Source organism: Micromonospora orduensis, assembly GCF_006228125.1.
GTDB lineage: Bacteria > Actinomycetota > Actinomycetes > Mycobacteriales > Micromonosporaceae > Micromonospora > Micromonospora orduensis.
Genome location: NZ_VDFY01000197.1, coordinates 26687 through 41881, shown reverse-complemented (window position 1 = coordinate 41881; position 15195 = coordinate 26687). Strand labels below are relative to the sequence as shown.

Annotated in this window: 18 protein-coding genes and 1 pseudogene; 10 read left to right on the top strand and 9 right to left on the bottom strand. The window is 72.4% G+C overall.

The annotated features are described in order from the left end of the window. Nucleotides 1-327, top strand: a pseudogene (locus tag FHG89_RS22860) (hypothetical protein); the annotation flags it as partial. A gap of 10 nt (nucleotides 328-337) precedes the next feature. Then, complete coding sequence (gene pheA / locus FHG89_RS22855; protein ID WP_139586455.1) at nucleotides 338-1294, top strand: prephenate dehydratase; 957 nt, start codon at nucleotides 338-340, stop codon at nucleotides 1292-1294. A 52-nt stretch (nucleotides 1295-1346) separates the two neighbouring features. Here pheA and FHG89_RS22850 read toward each other — a convergent pair whose 3' ends face one another. The 3 genes from FHG89_RS22850 to FHG89_RS22840 form a co-directional block, all read right to left on the bottom strand. Next, the gene (locus FHG89_RS22850; protein WP_030487734.1) at nucleotides 1347-2069 is read right to left on the bottom strand and encodes an AIM24 family protein; all 723 of its coding nucleotides are present in this window, start codon (nucleotides 2067-2069) and stop codon (nucleotides 1347-1349) included. 103 nt (nucleotides 2070-2172) lie between these two features. Continuing rightward, nucleotides 2173-2520: a metallopeptidase family protein gene (locus FHG89_RS22845; RefSeq protein ID WP_208761067.1), complete on the bottom strand. Its 348-nt coding sequence runs from the start codon at nucleotides 2518-2520 to the stop codon at nucleotides 2173-2175. Nucleotides 2521-2648: 128 nt separating this feature from the next. Beyond that, complete coding sequence (locus tag FHG89_RS22840) at nucleotides 2649-3080, bottom strand: OsmC family protein (protein ID WP_139586453.1); 432 nt, start codon at nucleotides 3078-3080, stop codon at nucleotides 2649-2651. Between the two features lie 131 nt (nucleotides 3081-3211). Between FHG89_RS22840 and FHG89_RS22835 the strand changes: the two genes are divergently transcribed. From FHG89_RS22835 to FHG89_RS22825, 3 genes are all read left to right on the top strand, one after another. After that, nucleotides 3212-3934, top strand: coding sequence for a hypothetical protein (locus FHG89_RS22835; protein ID WP_139586452.1), 723 nt, complete (start codon nucleotides 3212-3214; stop codon nucleotides 3932-3934). Between the two features lie 246 nt (nucleotides 3935-4180). Beyond that, the gene (locus tag FHG89_RS22830; RefSeq protein WP_139586451.1) at nucleotides 4181-5002 is read left to right on the top strand and encodes an HAD family hydrolase; all 822 of its coding nucleotides are present in this window, start codon (nucleotides 4181-4183) and stop codon (nucleotides 5000-5002) included. Then, nucleotides 5002-5814 carry a Cof-type HAD-IIB family hydrolase gene (locus FHG89_RS22825; RefSeq protein ID WP_139586450.1) on the top strand — a complete coding sequence of 271 codons (813 nt, stop codon included), beginning with the start codon at nucleotides 5002-5004 and terminating at the stop codon, nucleotides 5812-5814. The genes FHG89_RS22830 and FHG89_RS22825 overlap by 1 nt, the downstream gene beginning before the upstream one ends. 10 nt (nucleotides 5815-5824) lie before the next feature. Here FHG89_RS22825 and FHG89_RS22820 read toward each other — a convergent pair whose 3' ends face one another. Further along, on the bottom strand, nucleotides 5825-6436 hold the full coding sequence (locus FHG89_RS22820; RefSeq protein ID WP_139586449.1) for a bacterial proteasome activator family protein: 612 nt from the start codon (nucleotides 6434-6436) through the stop codon (nucleotides 5825-5827). Between the two features lie 84 nt (nucleotides 6437-6520). On the opposite strand from FHG89_RS22820, the gene FHG89_RS22815 reads away from it, so the two are divergent. After that, the gene (locus tag FHG89_RS22815; protein WP_139586448.1) at nucleotides 6521-7318 is read left to right on the top strand and encodes an alpha/beta hydrolase family protein; all 798 of its coding nucleotides are present in this window, start codon (nucleotides 6521-6523) and stop codon (nucleotides 7316-7318) included. An 82-nt stretch (nucleotides 7319-7400) separates the two neighbouring features. Continuing rightward, the gene (locus FHG89_RS22810; protein WP_139586447.1) at nucleotides 7401-8585 is read left to right on the top strand and encodes an ABC transporter substrate-binding protein; all 1185 of its coding nucleotides are present in this window, start codon (nucleotides 7401-7403) and stop codon (nucleotides 8583-8585) included. Nucleotides 8586-8660: 75 nt separating this feature from the next. Here the strand turns inward: FHG89_RS22810 and ddaH are convergent, their stop codons facing one another. After that, nucleotides 8661-9494 (bottom strand): dimethylargininase, encoded by an 834-nt coding sequence (gene ddaH, locus FHG89_RS22805; RefSeq protein WP_341874270.1) that lies wholly within the window; start codon nucleotides 9492-9494, stop codon nucleotides 8661-8663. Between the two features lie 59 nt (nucleotides 9495-9553). On the opposite strand from ddaH, the gene FHG89_RS22800 reads away from it, so the two are divergent. Both FHG89_RS22800 and FHG89_RS22795 read left to right on the top strand, forming a co-directional pair. Beyond that, a complete protein-coding gene (locus FHG89_RS22800) occupies nucleotides 9554-10015 on the top strand; it encodes an Lrp/AsnC family transcriptional regulator (protein ID WP_007453771.1) in 462 nt (153 codons plus the stop codon). Nucleotides 10016-10075: 60 nt separating this feature from the next. Beyond that, nucleotides 10076-11032: a zinc-binding dehydrogenase gene (locus FHG89_RS22795; protein WP_139586446.1), complete on the top strand. Its 957-nt coding sequence runs from the start codon at nucleotides 10076-10078 to the stop codon at nucleotides 11030-11032. Here the strand turns inward: FHG89_RS22795 and FHG89_RS22790 are convergent. Genes FHG89_RS22790 through mobA form a run of 3 tightly spaced genes read right to left on the bottom strand, consistent with a single transcriptional unit; the run spans nucleotide 11029 to nucleotide 13061 of the window. Then, a complete protein-coding gene (locus FHG89_RS22790; RefSeq protein ID WP_139586445.1) occupies nucleotides 11029-12126 on the bottom strand; it encodes a YbjN domain-containing protein in 1098 nt (365 codons plus the stop codon). The two genes, FHG89_RS22795 and FHG89_RS22790, sit on opposite strands and share 4 nt — an antisense overlap. Before the next feature lie 51 nt (nucleotides 12127-12177). Further along, nucleotides 12178-12462, bottom strand: coding sequence for a DUF6457 domain-containing protein (locus tag FHG89_RS22785; protein WP_139586444.1), 285 nt, complete (start codon nucleotides 12460-12462; stop codon nucleotides 12178-12180). Then, on the bottom strand, nucleotides 12459-13061 hold the full coding sequence (mobA, locus tag FHG89_RS22780; RefSeq protein WP_139586443.1) for a molybdenum cofactor guanylyltransferase: 603 nt from the start codon (nucleotides 13059-13061) through the stop codon (nucleotides 12459-12461). The genes FHG89_RS22785 and mobA overlap by 4 nt, the downstream gene beginning before the upstream one ends. A 100-nt stretch (nucleotides 13062-13161) precedes the next feature. Here mobA and fdhD point away from each other — a divergent pair, with 100 nt between their 5' ends. After that, complete coding sequence (gene fdhD, locus FHG89_RS22775) at nucleotides 13162-14028, top strand: formate dehydrogenase accessory sulfurtransferase FdhD (protein WP_139586442.1); 867 nt, start codon at nucleotides 13162-13164, stop codon at nucleotides 14026-14028. Nucleotides 14029-14081: 53 nt separating this feature from the next. Here the strand turns inward: fdhD and FHG89_RS22770 are convergent, their stop codons facing one another. After that, complete coding sequence (locus FHG89_RS22770) at nucleotides 14082-15128, bottom strand: DUF4192 domain-containing protein (RefSeq protein ID WP_139586441.1); 1047 nt, start codon at nucleotides 15126-15128, stop codon at nucleotides 14082-14084. Nucleotides 15129-15195: the final 67 nt, after the last annotated feature.

The following is a 15195-nucleotide window of genomic DNA, read 5'->3' as shown; positions in this document are numbered from 1 at the left end:
GACCCCGGGCTGGTCGCGGCGCCCTGCCGGAACGGGCCGACCGGGCAGCGGATCGTGCAACTGCTGCACGGCCGGGCCGGCGTGCTTCCACCCAGCGTGCGGGTCCAGGTCCGCACCGGGCCGCTCTGCGCCGCCGACTGGCAGTACACGGTGCTGGAGGTGACCGGGCACGAGGAGCTCCAGGTCGTCACCCGGGGCCGGCCGACCGCGCCGGAGCTGGTCACCGCCGGCACCGACGTGTGCACCATCGAGGTACGCGCCACCGGGCCGACCGGGATCCGGACGCTCGCCTGCGACGCCGGCCCGGTCGTCGGGCCGGGTGCGTAGGCTTGTCGACATGCCGGGAACACCACCGACGCGCTTCGTCTACCTCGGTCCGGAGGGCACCTTCGCCGAGCAGGCCCTGCGCACCCTCCCCGCCGCCGAGCGCGGCACCCGTACGCCCGCCCGCAGCGTCGGGGAGGCGTTGGACCACGTCCGGGCCGGGGACGCCGACGCCGCGCTGGTGCCGCTGGAAAACTCGATCGGCGGCGCGGTGGGCGTCACCCTCGACGAGATGGCCGAGGGCGAGCCACTGGTGATCACCCGGGAGGTGATCCTGCCTGTGGAGTTCGTGCTCGGCGCCCGGCCGGGCACCTCACTGACGTCGGTCCGCGTCGTCGCGGCCCATCCGCAGGCGTCCAACCAGTGCCGGGGCTGGCTGCGCGACCACCTGCCCGACGCGGTGGTGGTGGATGTGCTCTCCAACGGTGCGGCGGCCGCCGGCGCCGGTTCCGGCGAGTACGACGCGGCGATCTGCGCGCCCATCGGGGCGACCCGGCACCGGCTCACCGTGCTCGCCGACAAGATCGCCGATCATCCGGACGCGGTGACCCGGTTCGCGCTGGTGTCGCGCCCCGGGCCACCCCCGCCGCCGACCGGCGACGACCTCACCTCGCTCGCCGTCTACATCGCCCACGACCGGGTCGGCGCCCTGCTGTCGGTGCTGATGGAGCTGGCCGTCCGGGGGGTCAACATGACCCGGATCGAGTCCCGGCCGACCGGCGAGGCCCTCGGCCGGTACGTCTTCTTCCTGGACTGCACCGGGCACGTGGCCGACGTACGGCTTGGCGAGGCGTTGCAGGGTCTGCGCCGGGTCTGCGCCGACGTGCGCTTCCTGGGCTCGTACCCCCGGCACCGCTGGACGCAGGCGGCGGCCGAACGGCCGGTGCCGGCCCCGGCCGGTCTGTCCGACGCCGACTACGCCGACGCGGCGGCCTGGCTGGCCCGGCTGCGCACCGGCGAGTTGACCTGACCGCAGAAACGCGGGCGTCCCCGATGACCCGGGAACGCCCGCAGTGGTGTGCTCAGCTCAGCAGACCGCCGAGCAGACCGCCCTCCTGCTGCTGCTGACCGCTGCCCATGACCGGCGGCTCCTCGGACGGCTGAACCACCACGAAGCCCTGACCGGCGAAGCTCATCGTGAACGACTCCCCGGTACGACGGCCCAGTAGCGTGCCGAGGCCGAGCTGCTCGGCGCGGTGGTAGCCGGTCTGGAGGTTGGCCGACCAGCAGACGGCGGCCTGCGGGTCGACGTACGTGGGCGCGTCCACGTTGAGCACCACCGGGGTGCCCTTGGTGGTGATGGCGATCCGGCCGTAGCCGCTGAACACGCAGTTGAACAGACCGGACGAGGACGCCATCCCGGCCCCGCCGACCATCCTGATGTCGTACTGCAGGGTGGAGTCGAAGGCGAGCACGCTGGACCCGTTGATGGAGAGGGCGTCGCCCGGCTCCAGGTCGATGATGTGCACGTCCTTGGCCAGTTCGGCGAGGAAGACGTCACCCTGACCGGAGACCTTCATCAGCGGGACGCCCTCGCCGGTGAGCTTCTGCTTGAGGAACTTGCCGAGCCCACCCGAGCCCAGCGCCTGGAACTGGACGTTGCCCTGGTAGGCGACCATCGACCCGACCCGGGCCATCGCCTCGCCGTTGAGCTCGATCTTCAACATTTTGGAGTTCTGCAGCCGCATGCCGGGCTGCGCGGACTCCTTCTCCAGATTCTCCGCGGAGAACAGCTCGCTGCGCATGAAAGGGCCTCCTGAATAGGGTCGCGTTCGCTGCACCGACGGTAGGCGACCCCGGCAACCAGGGACCATCAGCCGAGCGGCGCGGCGGGGTCGGCCCCGGGGTTCAGCCCCAGCCCAGCGCGTGCAGGCGCGCGTCGTCGATGCCGAAGTGGTGGGCGATCTCGTGCACCACGGTCACCGCCACCTCGTCGATGACGTCCTCGTCGTTGTCACAGATCCGCAGGATCGGACGGCGGTAGATGAAGATCCGGTCCGGCAGCACGCCCGAGTAGTCCCAGCCGCGGTCGGTGAGCGCGTGCCCCTCGTAGAGGCCGAGCAGCTCGGACTCGCCCGGCGGCGGGTCGTCCTCGACCAGGATGACCACGTTGTTCATCAGGCCGAGCAGTTCTTCGGGCACCTCGTCGAGGGCTTCGCCTACCAACTCCTCGAAGCGCTCACGGCTCATCTCCACCGGCACCTCGCCCATTGTGCCCGACGCGGAGGCACCCGGCCCGGGTGCTGATGGACGACCGGGACCCGCGCGTCCACGAAAGGGGAACTCTCCCGTTCCGTGGACGCGCGGTGTGCCTGTCGTCCGGCTCAGGAAGCCAGGCGCGCGGTGAGGGTGATCTCGGCGCCCGGCGAGAGCAGGCGGGAGATCGGGCAGTTGGCCTTGGCGGCCTCGGCGAGCTTCTGGAACTCCGCGTCGTCGATCCCCGGCACCTGGCCGACGGTCTCCAACTCGATCCGGGTCACGGTCATCCCGGCGTCGGTCTTGTCCAGGTGGACCTTGGCGGTGGTCTCGACCGAGGTGGGGGTCGAGCCGGCGTCGGCGAGAGCCTTGGAGAACGCCATCGAGAAGCAGCCGGCGTGCGCGGCGGCGATCAGCTCCTCCGGGTTGGTGCCCTCGCCCTCCTCGAAGCGCGACTTGAAGGAGTAGTTGCCCGACAGGCCGCCCTTACCGGTGCGGACGGTGCCGGAGCCCTCGGTGAGGTTGCCCTGCCATTGTGCTGAAGCGGTACGAATTGGCATGAGCAGAACGCTAGCGGAAAGGCGACCGCCGAGCGACCGACCGGGACCGACGACCGCCCTGCGATTCCGGTCACCAACCGCTGACTGTGCCATGATTCGACGCAGGCCCGTGACCGGCGGAGGGATGGCCGATGTCCGAGGAGCTGCCGATCCCCCGGCAGGGCGACCCGCCCGACGGCCCGGCCGTGATCGAGTGGGGCGGCGACGACGATCCGGCCCCGGCCCGGCGGTTCGGCCGGTCCCTGGCCGGTCTCACCCGGGATCCCCGGCTGCCGCTGCTGGCCGCCGGTCTCGGCGCGGTCGCCGGTGTCGCGTCGATGGTGGGCGAGTGGCTGGTCATGACCCTGCCCAACGGCGGCCCTGAGGGAAACAGCTCGATCGAGGTGCCGGCGGGCGTGAACGAGATCGGCGGCTTCGGCATCGGTTATCTGGTCGGGCTGCTCCTGCTGGTGTGCACCGTGGCGCTGGCGCTGGGGGGCACGGCGGCCGTCCGAACGAACGCCCGGTTGGTGGGGCTCACCCTGGCCGGCGCGCTTGTGGCGTTGCTGGTCGCGGCCACGGCGACACTCAACGATCCCGGCCAGCGGAACTTCTTCTACTCGCCGCAGGACGGTTTCCGGGCCGAGTACGGCCGGGGCCTGGTGATGGCGTTCGTCGCCTGCGTCCTGTTCGGGGTGGCCCTGCGGCTGGCGCCGACGGCACGAGTGGAGGACGACCGGCCAATGGGCGGGACGGGGCCTCTCTGGCCCCGCCGCCGCCACGGGGACCCGGTCGAGGACGAGGACGGCCTCCGCGCCCCGGCCGACCTGACAGTCACCCCGACAACCCCCTTCGCCCACCCACAAAACCCCTGACCACGCGCCGATTCCGCACTTCCTGGGCCGACAGAAGGTGTAGAACGCCACAGAACGGCGACCGAACGTGCAGGATCACGGGGATGTCGGGCGACATGCCACAGGCACCCGGCGTTGGGGTCCGATTCGCCTGGAAGCCATGGTTGGAGGCTGTTTCGCGAGGTACGGTTGCTGCCCGCCGTCACGCCGGGTCTCTGCACCAGGACCGCACGGCTGGCTGCGACGGCGGCGGGCGAAGGAGGAACGATGACCCGCCCCGGACTACCCAAGCTGATCGCGACCGACCTCGACGGGACGCTGGTCCGCAGCGATGACACCGTCTCCGCGTACACCCATGGGGTGCTCGACCGGGTGCGGGCCGCCGGAATTCCGGTGGTCGGCGCTACCGGACGCGGCCCGCGGTTGACCGAGCTGACCCGCAACGACATCCGGGCCGCCGACTTCCTGGTGATGGCCGGCGGTGGCCGGGTGGTCGACCAGAGCGATCCCGCCGGACCCGTCGTGCTCCGCGACGAGCGGCTGCCCGCCGAGGTGCTGGCCCGCCTGCTCACCGACCTGGAGGCCGAGGTCGGCCCGCTGACCGTCATGGTCGAGGCTTCCGACGAGCACGACGCGCCGCTCTGGGGCGACTACCACGAGAGCTGGCCCTACCAGGACCGGTTCGAGGCACGCACCCGCGACGAATGCCTCTCCTGCGACGTGATCAAGGCATTCGCCAGGACCGCCGACCACCACGTGGACGAGTTGCTGGCGGTGGCCCGCCGGATCATCCCGCCGCAGGTGGCCACGCTCACCCAGGCCGGGCTCGGCTTCGTGGAGATCTGCCCGCCGGGTGTGGACAAGGCGACCGGGCTGACAGTGGTGGCGCAGAGCCTCGGGGTGGACCCGGCCGACGTCCTGGTCTTCGGTGACATGCCCAACGACCTGCCGATGTTCGAGTGGGCCGGCTGGTCCCGGGTGGCGGTCGCCAACGCGCACCCCGCCCTGCGTGCCGCCGCCGACGAGGTGACCCTGCGCAACGACGACGACGGAGTGGCCGTGTACCTGGACCGGCTACTGTCCAGGTGATGGGAGAGACACCCCGCCTGATCGCCACCGACATCGACGGCACGCTGATCCGCGACGACCACACAGTCAGCCCACGCACCGCCGACCTGATCGCGCGGATCTCCGCGCGCGGCACGCCGGTCGTGCTGGTCACCGGCCGCCCGGTCCGCTGGCTCAAGATGGTGTACGACCAGCTCGCCGAGCCACTGCCGGCGGTCTGCGCCAACGGCGCCGTGGTCTACGACCCGTTCGCCGACGAGGTGGTCCGTGCCGATCCGCTCGCACCACAGCACCTGGCGGAGGTGGCCCGGCGGCTGCGCGCCGAGGTGCCCGGCATCAGCTTCGCGGTGGAGATCCTGGACAGCCGGGAGATGCGGCACGAGGCGCACTACCCGCTGCGCTGGGACGCCGACGCCGACGGCATCCGACCGATCGAGACGCCCGAGGAACTGCTCTCGGTCCCGGCGGTGAAGCTGCTGGCCCGAGCCGGCGAGCAGGACCCGGATGCTTTCGCCGAGCTGATCGCCGCGGCGGTGACGGGGCTGGCCGAGGCGACACACTCGTCGGCGTCCGGCCTGGTGGAGATCTCCGCCGCCGGCGTGACCAAGGCCGCTGGCCTGGCGTGGTACTGCGAGCGGCTCGGGATAGCCGCCGAGGACGTGCTGGCCTTCGGCGACATGCCCAACGACGTACCGATGCTGACCTGGGCCGGGCGCGGCGTGGCGGTGGCCAACGCGCACCGCGCCGTCCTGGCGGTCGCCGACGAGGTGACGACGGCGAACACCGAGGACGGCGTGGCGGCCTATCTGGAGAAGGTCTTCGGGGTGGACTGAGCGGGAACGCTTACAGGTACTGGCCGGTGTTGTGACCCTCGCCACCACCGGGCTGGCCGATGCCCGGCATCCCCGGTACGACGCCGCCGACGCCGCCGGGGCCGCTGGGCAGCGCCTGCCGGCCACCGCGCATCTGCTCCAACTGGACCCGGGCTGCCATCTGCTGGGCCACCAGGGCCGCCTGGATGCCGTGGAACAGGCCCTCCAGCCAGCCGACGAGCTGCGCGTGCGCGATCCGCAGCTCGCCCTCGCTGGGGGCCTTGTCCTCGGTGAACGGCAGCGAGATCCGTTCCAGTTCGTCGCGCAGCTCGGGCGCGAGGCCCTCCTTGAGCTCGACGATCGACCGCTCGTGGATCTCCCGCATCCGGTTGCGGCTGGCGTCGTCCAGTGGGGCGGCCTTGACCTCCTCCAGGAGCTGCTTGATCATGCTGCCGATCCGCATCACCTTGGCCGGCTGCTCGACCAGGCGGGTCGGGTCCTCGCCCTGACCCTCCTCTGTCTGCATCGTGCCGATCGGTCGGCCGTCCGGGCCCACCACCACCACGGTGCCGGACTGGCCGGAGTCGTCGGGGCCGGGCTCGTCGTTGTGTCCAGCGGAGCGCGCTTCGGTCATGGGGTCCATCTTTACCCAGCGGACGCGAGCCATGCCTCCCGGGACCGACTCCCGGGGCCGAACCACCCGGGCGGGGCGCGCTACCGTCGCGCCATGCCTGCCGACCCGCGTGCCGTGCTGACCCGGCCCGCCCCGGAGCCCGACCACACAGTGACGTACGGCGATCACCCGGACCAGGTTGCCGACCTGCGGTCCCCGGCGGGCAGCGGACCGGCGCGGCCGCTGGTCGTCGTGGTGCACGGCGGCTTCTGGCGGGCCGAGTACGACAGGCGGCACACCGGTCCGCTGGCCGCCGCACTCGCCGCACTCGGCTATCCGGTGGCGCAGCTGGAGTACCGGCGTACCGGGCAGCCTGGCGGTGGTTGGCCGGGCACGCTGCACGACGCGCTGACCGGCGTCGCCGCACTACCCGGACTGGCCGCCGAGGTGCTGCCCGACCGGGTCAACCGGGCGGCCCCGATCCTGGTCGGGCACTCCGCCGGCGGCCACCTGGCGCTGTACGTGGCGGCCACCTCGCCGACCACGGTGGCCGGGGTGCTCGCCCTCGCCCCGGTGGCCGACCTGGGCGAGGCGTACCGGCGGGATCTGGACTCCGGCGCGGTGGCGGCGCTGCTCGGGGGCGGCCCGGCGGACGTTCCGGACCGGTACGCGGCGGCCGATCCACGGATGTTGGTGCCCGTGCGAACACGGACAGTGGTCGTTCATGGTTCGGAGGATCAGCAGGTTCCGGTGGCGATGAGCCGTGAATTCGTCGCGGCAGCCCATGCCTCAGGATCCGATATTTCCCTTCTTGAACTGCCCGGACACGAGCATTTCGGGCTGATCGACCCGCAGTCCTCGGCCTGGCCCCGAATCCTCGATGTGTTGCGGTCCCTACACGATGATCAATAGCCATTGACGCAGCGTCGCGGAGCAGGTAGAACGCCGGAGGGGCGGTGTGTTCTGCCCTGCAACGCTCCTGGGAAGGAACTCGGTGTCACAGATGAATCGCAGGCGGGCGCTCCAACTCCTGGCCGCGCTCGGTACCACCGGATTCGCCGCCGGTTGTGGCTCCGACACCGACGCCCAGCCCGCCGACCGGAGCCCGATCAAGATCGGTCTGATCACGCCGCAGGCCGGCGGCTTCAAGAGCATCGGTGACGACATCACCAACGGCTTCCAGCTCTTTCTGGACCTGCACGACCAGCGGTTGGGCGGTCACCCGGTCACCCTGCTGACCGCCGACGAGGGCGACAACGCCAAGACCGGCAAGGCCGCCGTCGACGACCTGCTCAAGCAGGGCGTGCTGGCGCTCACCGGGGTCGTCAACTCGGCCGTGATGGTCGGCATCCGGGACACCGTGGAGCAGGCCCGGGTCCCCCTGATCGGCTCCAACGCCTCACCGAGCAGCCTCCAGAGTGTCTTCTACATCTGGCGTACGTCCTACGTGCTGGACGAGGCCGGCCGGGCGCTCGGCCGCTACCTGCGTGACCAGCTGCCGGCCAACGGCCGCGTCGCGATCATCATGCCGGAGAACGTCGGCAGCCCGGACGTGGTGCGAGGCTTCCGGCAGGAGTTCGGCGCCACCGACCCGCGGATCGCCGACCCGGTGACCTACACCACCGCCAACGCCAACCCGGGGAAGACCGCGTTCACCGTGGACATCAACAAGGCGCTGGCCAAGAAGCCGACGGCGGTCTTCTGCTTCTTCGCCGGCGCCGCCGCGGTGGAGTTCATCAAGCAGCTGCGCGAGAAGTTCTCCGGCCCCGTCTACGCGCCCGGTTTCCTCACCGAGGGCACCGTGCTGGAGAACCTCAAGGACAACGCGCTGGGCATCCAGACCGCGCTGAACTACTCGGCCGACCTGAACAACACGTCCAACCGGGTCTTCGCCTCGGCGTACCGCAAGAAGTACCAGGCCACCCCGACCACCTACGCCATGGCGTCGTACGACGCGGCGCAGGTGCTCGACCAGGCCATCCAGCTGACCGGTGGGAAGCCGACGCCGCAGCAGGTCAACCTGGCGCTCGGCAAGATCGGCCAGATCGACAGCCCGCGCGGGATCTGGCAGTTCAACCAGCCGCGTACCCCGCAGCAGAAGTGGTACCTGCGGGAGGTGCAGCGCGACGGCCAGGTCATGTCGAACGTGCTGATCAACGAGCTGGCCACGCTGGGCTGACCGCCCGCGCCCGCAGCAGCAGGGGCCGACCTCCCGTCGGGAGGTCGGCCCCTGGCGTACGCGGCAGTGTTCGGGTCAGTGCCGCAGTTCGGCGATGCAGCACTTCACGCTGCCGCCGCCCTTCTTCAGCTCGCCCAACTCGACCGGGACGGGGTGGTAGCCGGCGGCCTTGAGCTTGCCGGCCAGCCGGGTGGCCTCGCTGTTGAGCACGACGTTCGCGCCGTCGCTGACCAGGTTGAGCCCGAAGGCCATGGCGTCCTCGTCGTCCGCGAGCACGGCGTCCGGGAAGAGCTGGGTCAGCACCCGCTGACTGGCCGCCGAGAACGCCCCGGGGAAGTAGACGACGTTCGAGTCGTCGATGGCGGCGAGCGCCACGTCCAGGTGGTAGAACCGCGGGTCGATCAGGCGCAGCGACACCACCGGCCGGCCCAGCGCCTCCTGCGCCTCGGCGTGCGCCGGGACCTCGGTGCGGAAGCCGTGCCCGGCCAGGATCAGGCCACCGTGCGCCTCCGGCACGTACGCGAAGTCACCCTCGCCCTCGTTGGTCTCGCTCGGGGCGATGAACCGCCAGCCCTGCGCCTCGTAGAAGGCATGGTGCGCGGCGGCCTCGGCGGCCCGCTGCTCGTGCTTGAAGCGGGCGCCGTAGACGCTGCCGTCCACCATGAATGCGCCGTTGGCGGCGTAGACCATGTCCGGCAGGCCCGGCTCGGGGGTGAGCAGGTGCACGTCGTGGCCGAGGCCGACAAGCGTCTCGCGCAGCCGGTCCCACTGCTTGACGGCCAGGTCCCGGTCCACCGGGGTGGTCACGTCCATCCACGGATTGATCGCGTACTCGACCGCGAAGTGCTCGGGCGAGCACATGAGATATGTCCGCTTTCGCGAGACTCGCTGCTGGTTCACGGTCACCAAGAGTAGGTACCGTAGAACTTTGGTAACAGCCACAACCGTTGCTTCCCAGAGGCGGAACGTTGCAGATAGACGCGGTAGACCAGCGGATCATTGCGTTGCTCGTCGCCGACGCCCGTGCGTCGTACGCCGACATCGGCACGCGGGTGTCACTCTCCGCCCCAGCGGTCAAGCGCCGGGTCGACCGGCTGCGGGCCACCGGCGTGATCAGGGGGTTCACGGCCGTGGTCGATCCGGCCGCCGTCGGCTGGACGACTGAGGCGTTCGTCGAGCTGTTCTGCGCCGGCCGGACCACCCCCGCGCAGATCGGCGTCGCCGCGCGTCGACACCCGGAAGTGGTCGGCGCGTACACCGTCTCCGGCGAGGCGGACGCGCTGGTGCACCTGCGCGCCGCCGACATCGCCCACCTGGAGGCGGCCCTGGAGCGGCTGCGCGCGGAGTCCTTCGTGACCTCCACCCGCAGCACCATCGTCCTGTCCCGGCTGGTGGAATCCCCGGGCGTCGGTCCGTCCACCCGGGCTTGACCTCAAGCGCGGTTCAGGTGGTGGACTCGTGGCGGCCTGACACGACACGAGGGGGACTCCATGCGGGCGATCTGGTTACGTGAGTTCGGTGGGCCGGAGGTGCTGGTGCCCGACACCGCGCCCGACCCGACGCCCGGCCCCGGCCAGGTGTCGATCGACGTCGCGCACGCGAACATCACCTTCGTCGAGACCCAGCAGCGCTCCGGCCGGCCCGGCCCGTTCCGGGTCACACCCCCGCTGATCCCCGGCAACGGCGTCGGCGGCGTGATCACCTTCGTCGGGCCGGACGTCGACCCGGCGCTGCTCGGGAAGCGGGTGGTGAGCGCCACCGGCGGCTTCGGCGGGTACGCCGAACGCGCGGTCGTGGACGCGGCAGCAACGATCGAGGTGCCCACCGGCCTGGCCCTCGACGAGGCGGTGGCGCTGCTGGCCGACGGGCGTACCGCCACCATGCTCATCGACGCCGTCGGCGTACGCCCCGGCGACCGGGTGCTGGTGGAGGCCGCCGCGGGCGGCGTGGGCAGCCTGCTGGTGCAGCTCGCCGCCCGGGCCGGCGGCCGGGTGGTCGGCGCCGCCGGCGGGCCACGCAAGGTGGACCTGCTGCCCGGGTTCGGCGCCGAACTGGCCGTCGACTACCGCCGGCCCGGCTGGGCCGAGCGGGTCCTGGACGCCATGGGCGGGGTCGACGTCGTGTTCGACGGCGTCGGAGGGGACATCGCCGCGACAGCGTTCGACCTGCTGGAACCCGGTGGCCGCATGGTCAGCTTCGGGCTGGCCAGTGGCACCTGGTCCCCCATCTCCCCCGAGGCCGCCACGGCCCGACAGGTCACGCAGGTCCGCCCGGAGGTGTCGCCCGAGCGCCTGCGGGCGTACACCGGGCAGGCCCTCGCGGACGCGGCGGCCGGCCGACTCCGGCCGCTGATCGGCCAACGCTTCCCACTGGAGCGCGCCGCCGACGCGCACGCCGCCATCGAGGCGCGCGCGACGGTCGGCAAGACGCTGCTGGACGTCGCCTAGAGGTACATGCCGGTGCGGTGGTCCGACTCGTCGCGGCGGACCGGCTTGTCGCCCTCGCCGAAGAACCGCTTGCCGCCGAACTCGCCGTGCAGCCGGTCGTCCAACTCGTCGGCGAGGCCCGTCATCACCTGCACGGCCAGCATCAGATGGGTGGCCTGGAAGTTGCGGCCGAACACCGGGATGGACGCCCATACCGTGTCGTCGGCGCAGTAGAGCCGGCCGATCGGCATCCGGTTGGTCAGCTCGGAGAGCTTGACGTAGAGCCGCTCGGTCGGCTCCACCTCGGTCAGAACCGGGGAGAAGACGTCCACCAGCGGCGGGTTGTCCCGCACCCGGACGAAGACCATCGCCGAACCGGCGCGGATGTTGATGTCGCCGTCCGAGTCGATCTGCAACCGGTCGGTGTCGGACTTGAGCATGGTGGAGACGACCGTGCGCACCCGGTCGGCCAGGTCGAGCACGTCGTCCCGTTCCACCTGCGCGGCGGCAGCCTCGGCCAGCGCCTCCTCCAGGTCGGCCTCGACGTCGGCGTCCGGACCGAACTCGCTGCGCGCGGTGCCCAACGGCTCCACGGCCAGCGGCTCACCCTCGGCGTCCTGCACCAGGTAGACGAGGAACGCCGGGTGCGGGGCACCGTAGACGTCGCGCAGCGTCCGGGAGAGCAGCGCGGCGACGCGGGTCGCCTCCGCCGTCGTACCGTCCAGCCCGAAGGAGTTGCCCGAACCGGTCACCACACCCGGCGGAGACCAGCCGAGCGCGATCATGTCGGCCACCGCGGCGCGGTCCAGCCGGTAGCCCGCCGGCAGGGCGGCGTTCCCGACCGCCCGGGCGGAGAGGCCGCCGGCATCGTCGACGTCGACACTGATCGAGTAGACGGCGTCCCCCGTCCCGGAGGCGGTCGGGTCCAGGGTCAGCTCAAGGTGCGCGCCCGCGGACAGCTCCCGCAGACGTACGGCCAGGGCTCGGGCGAACTCCTGCCACGCCTCGGTCACCTTGGCCCGCAGGTCGGTGCTGCTGGGTTCGTCGAGCAGAATCGATTCCGCCGCTCCGCCTGGCAGCTCACCGTCCGGCGCCGAGGGGTGGTCAGCCGTCATGATCGCCTCCGTCCGTCACGGCCACCCTACCCACGCCGTCCGGAGGTCGGATCAGCCCGGACCGGGATCGGACAACGAGCCGCGGTCGGCACGGTCGGCGCCCAGCTCCACCGGCCAGCTGGCCGCGAGAGCGCTCAGCCGGGCCGCGGCGTCCGCCGGCTCGGCGCCCCGGCCCACCGCCAACCCGAGCAGGTACGCGCTGACCGGCGCACCCGGTCGCAGCACCTGGTGGGCGACGTCGCGGGCCACGTCCAGCACCGCCGACACGGGGACCTGGGTCGAATCCAGGTCCAACTCGGCGCAGGCCGCCGTGACCCAGTCGTCCAGCACCGTCATCGCACCCACTCCTCCGCCCGGCGTACGTCCTCGTCAGTGTCGCAGTCGAACCAGGGCTGCGGGCCGGCACCGCCCCAGGGCACCTCCCCGACGAGGAGACCGCCCAGCAGCGACCGCACCGACGCCCCGGCCAGGTCGCCGTCGCGCTCCGCCGCCAGCCGGTCCAGTCCGACGCGCAGCGCGGCGACCCGCCACACCCCGCACAGCGACTGCCGTCGACCGTCGGCGTCGACGAAGCACACCCCGTCGAGCTGCCGCCGCCCGTCGAGGCCGGCCAGCAGTTCGCCGATCGCGGCACGGGTGAGCAGCGGCAGGTCGGCGGCGAGCAACGCGACCACCGTCGAGTCGGGATCGAGCAGCGCCAGCCCCGCCGCCGTCGCGGCGACCGGCCCCCCACCGGCAGGGGCCTCCCGGGTGACCCGCACGCCGGACGGTACGGCCTCGGCCGGACCGACCAGCACGCGCGGCGCGGCATCGGCGACAGCCGCCAGCACCCGGTCACGCATCGACCGGCCGCCGACCGGAAGCGCGGGCTTGTCCACCCCACCCATCCGTCGGGCTGCCCCGCCCGCGAGCACCACTGCGGCGTACGACCCCATCCGGTCACGGTAGCCGCGCCGCCCCCGGTCCGCGGCCGGTGCGGGCGCGCGATGGGCGGTGGCCGTGCGGGCGTACCGCCGCGGGGTGCAGGATGGCGGGATGGGACGGGCAACTGACCGACGGGGCGTACTCCGGATCGACCTGGACGCGGCGGGCGACGGACGCGGAGCCGTCCGACGGCCGGACACCCTCGCCGTGGAGGAGCCGCTGGAGATCCGGGTGGGCGCCGCCGGCCCGGGCCGCCGTCGTCCGCTCGCCGTCACCATGCGCACCCCCGGTGACGACCTGGACCTGGCCATCGGCTTCCTGCTCACCGAGGGGCTGATCCGGTCCACCGATGACGTGCACACGGCGCAGCTGTGCGCCGGCGCGGAGACGCCGAACACGTACAACGTGGTGGACGTCGTGCTCGCCCCCGGCGTGCCGGAGCCGACCACCGACCCGTCCCGGAACTTCTACACGACCAGTTCCTGCGGCGTCTGCGGCAAGGCCAGCATCGACGCGGTCCGTACCCGGTCGCTGTTTCCGGTCTCGGCGGACCCGCTCACCGTGCCGGCCACCCTCCTCGCCGAACTGCCCGACCGGATGCGCGCCGCCCAACGCGGCTTCGACCGGACCGGCGGACTCCACGCGGCGGGCCTGTTCACGCCCTCCGGCGAACTCGTGGTGCTCCGCGAGGACGTGGGCCGGCACAACGCGGTGGACAAGGTGATCGGCTGGGCGGTGCGGGAACGCCGGCTGCCCCTGGCCGGGTACCTGCTGCTGGTGTCCGGCCGGGCCAGCTTCGAACTGACCCAGAAGGCGTGGATGGCCGGCCTGCCGCTGCTCGCCGCCGTGTCCGCGCCGAGCACCCTCGCCGTCGAGCTGGCCGACGAGGCGGGGATGACGCTCGTCGGCTTCCTGCGCGGCCGGACCATGAACGTCTACGCCGGCCCGCAACGGATCGCGGTGGAGCAACCGGCCTGACACCCCCGCGACTCAGCGGTCGAGCGGCACTACCGGACGTCCAGCCGGGTCGGTCAGCGCCGGCCACGTCGGCTCCGCTTGCGGGGACGGACCACGCCCGGCATCCCGACCGACGGCCAGCCGTCCAGCTCGGACGGGGGCACCCCACGCCGGAGCAGGTCGTCCAGGAGTTGGGCCAGCGAATAGTCGGGGTGCAGGGCCAGCACACGCTCCAGAGCGACCGCTGCCAGCGCTCCCTGCCCCGCCCGCCAGGCGGCGAACGCCAGCAGCGCGCCGGGTGCGGCGGTCAGCTCCGGTTCGGCGCGGCGCAGCACGTCGGTCCAGAGGGCGATGTCCCGGTCCCGGCCGTCGGTGCGTTCCCAGGCGTGGTCACGGATCGGCAGGTGGGTCAGCAGAACGCTCAACCAGGCCACCTCGTCGTCGTCGAGCCGTACGCCCCGCCGCTGCGCGCGCTGCGCCTCGCGGATCGCCGCCACCCCGGCGGAGCGCAGTGCGCGACCGCCGAGCAGGTCGCTCGCGGGCGCCTGCCCGACCAGCTCGGTCAGTCTCAGCCCGGCGCGGGTGGTGGCGGCGCGGGCCGCGTCCCGGGCGTCGCCGACCACCGGCGCCACCTGCGCCACGAGGGCGGCGCGGTCGGGGAGGGCGACCTGGCCGGCGAACACCGCCGAGGCGGTCACCTGGTTGGCCGTGGCGTCGTAGCGCCGACCTTCGGGAGGGCAGCAGTCGGCCTCGGGGCAGAGGTAGGACCACCAGCGGTCGTCGGTGACCCGCAGCGCGTCGAGCACCTCCAGCCCGGCGCCCGCGAGGGCGACGCGCACCGCGTCCACGCTCGGCGTCACCCGTTCGGGAGGCCCGTAGCCGACCACGGTGGCTGCCTCCGCGCCCTGCCGCAGGATCACCCCGGCCAGGTGCCGGGCCTGCTCGACAGGATCGGTGGACGGGGCCGGCAGGTCGGCGCGGGCAGCGAAGATGATCTGCCGGCCGCGCAGCGCCACCGCGACCACGCTGTCGGCGGGGTGGAAGCCGAGCAGGTACGGCACGGCGGCGATCAGGTCGGCGGGCGAGCGGACGGCGAGCTGGGCACGTTCGGTCGAGGTCATGTCCGGAGCCTGCGACCCACCCAACCGTCCCCGCCGCCCCTGTGGATGACACGCGGCTTATCCACAG

Excerpts from the sequence above, each read along its gene's own strand:
- FHG89_RS22795 (WP_139586446.1), top strand. The coding sequence starts at position 10,076 with ATGCGGGCGATCTGGTTACGTGAGTTCGGTGGGCCGGAGGTGCTGGTG.
- fdhD (WP_139586442.1), top strand. The coding sequence starts at position 13,162 with ATGGGACGGGCAACTGACCGACGGGGCGTACTCCGGATCGACCTGGAC.
- FHG89_RS22835 (WP_139586452.1), top strand. The coding sequence starts at position 3,212 with ATGTCCGAGGAGCTGCCGATCCCCCGGCAGGGCGACCCGCCCGACGGC.
- FHG89_RS22815 (WP_139586448.1), top strand. The coding sequence starts at position 6,521 with ATGCCTGCCGACCCGCGTGCCGTGCTGACCCGGCCCGCCCCGGAGCCC.
- FHG89_RS22770 (WP_139586441.1), bottom strand. The coding sequence starts at position 15,128 with ATGACCTCGACCGAACGTGCCCAGCTCGCCGTCCGCTCGCCCGCCGAC.
- FHG89_RS22830 (WP_139586451.1), top strand. The coding sequence starts at position 4,181 with ATGACCCGCCCCGGACTACCCAAGCTGATCGCGACCGACCTCGACGGG.
- mobA (WP_139586443.1), bottom strand. The coding sequence starts at position 13,061 with ATGGGGTCGTACGCCGCAGTGGTGCTCGCGGGCGGGGCAGCCCGACGG.
- FHG89_RS22785 (WP_139586444.1), bottom strand. The coding sequence starts at position 12,462 with ATGACGGTGCTGGACGACTGGGTCACGGCGGCCTGCGCCGAGTTGGAC.
- FHG89_RS22840 (WP_139586453.1), bottom strand. The coding sequence starts at position 3,080 with ATGCCAATTCGTACCGCTTCAGCACAATGGCAGGGCAACCTCACCGAG.
- FHG89_RS22850 (WP_030487734.1), bottom strand. The coding sequence starts at position 2,069 with ATGCGCAGCGAGCTGTTCTCCGCGGAGAATCTGGAGAAGGAGTCCGCG.
- pheA (WP_139586455.1), top strand. The coding sequence starts at position 338 with ATGCCGGGAACACCACCGACGCGCTTCGTCTACCTCGGTCCGGAGGGC.
- FHG89_RS22820 (WP_139586449.1), bottom strand. The coding sequence starts at position 6,436 with ATGGACCCCATGACCGAAGCGCGCTCCGCTGGACACAACGACGAGCCC.
- FHG89_RS22790 (WP_139586445.1), bottom strand. The coding sequence starts at position 12,126 with ATGACGGCTGACCACCCCTCGGCGCCGGACGGTGAGCTGCCAGGCGGA.
- FHG89_RS22825 (WP_139586450.1), top strand. The coding sequence starts at position 5,002 with ATGGGAGAGACACCCCGCCTGATCGCCACCGACATCGACGGCACGCTG.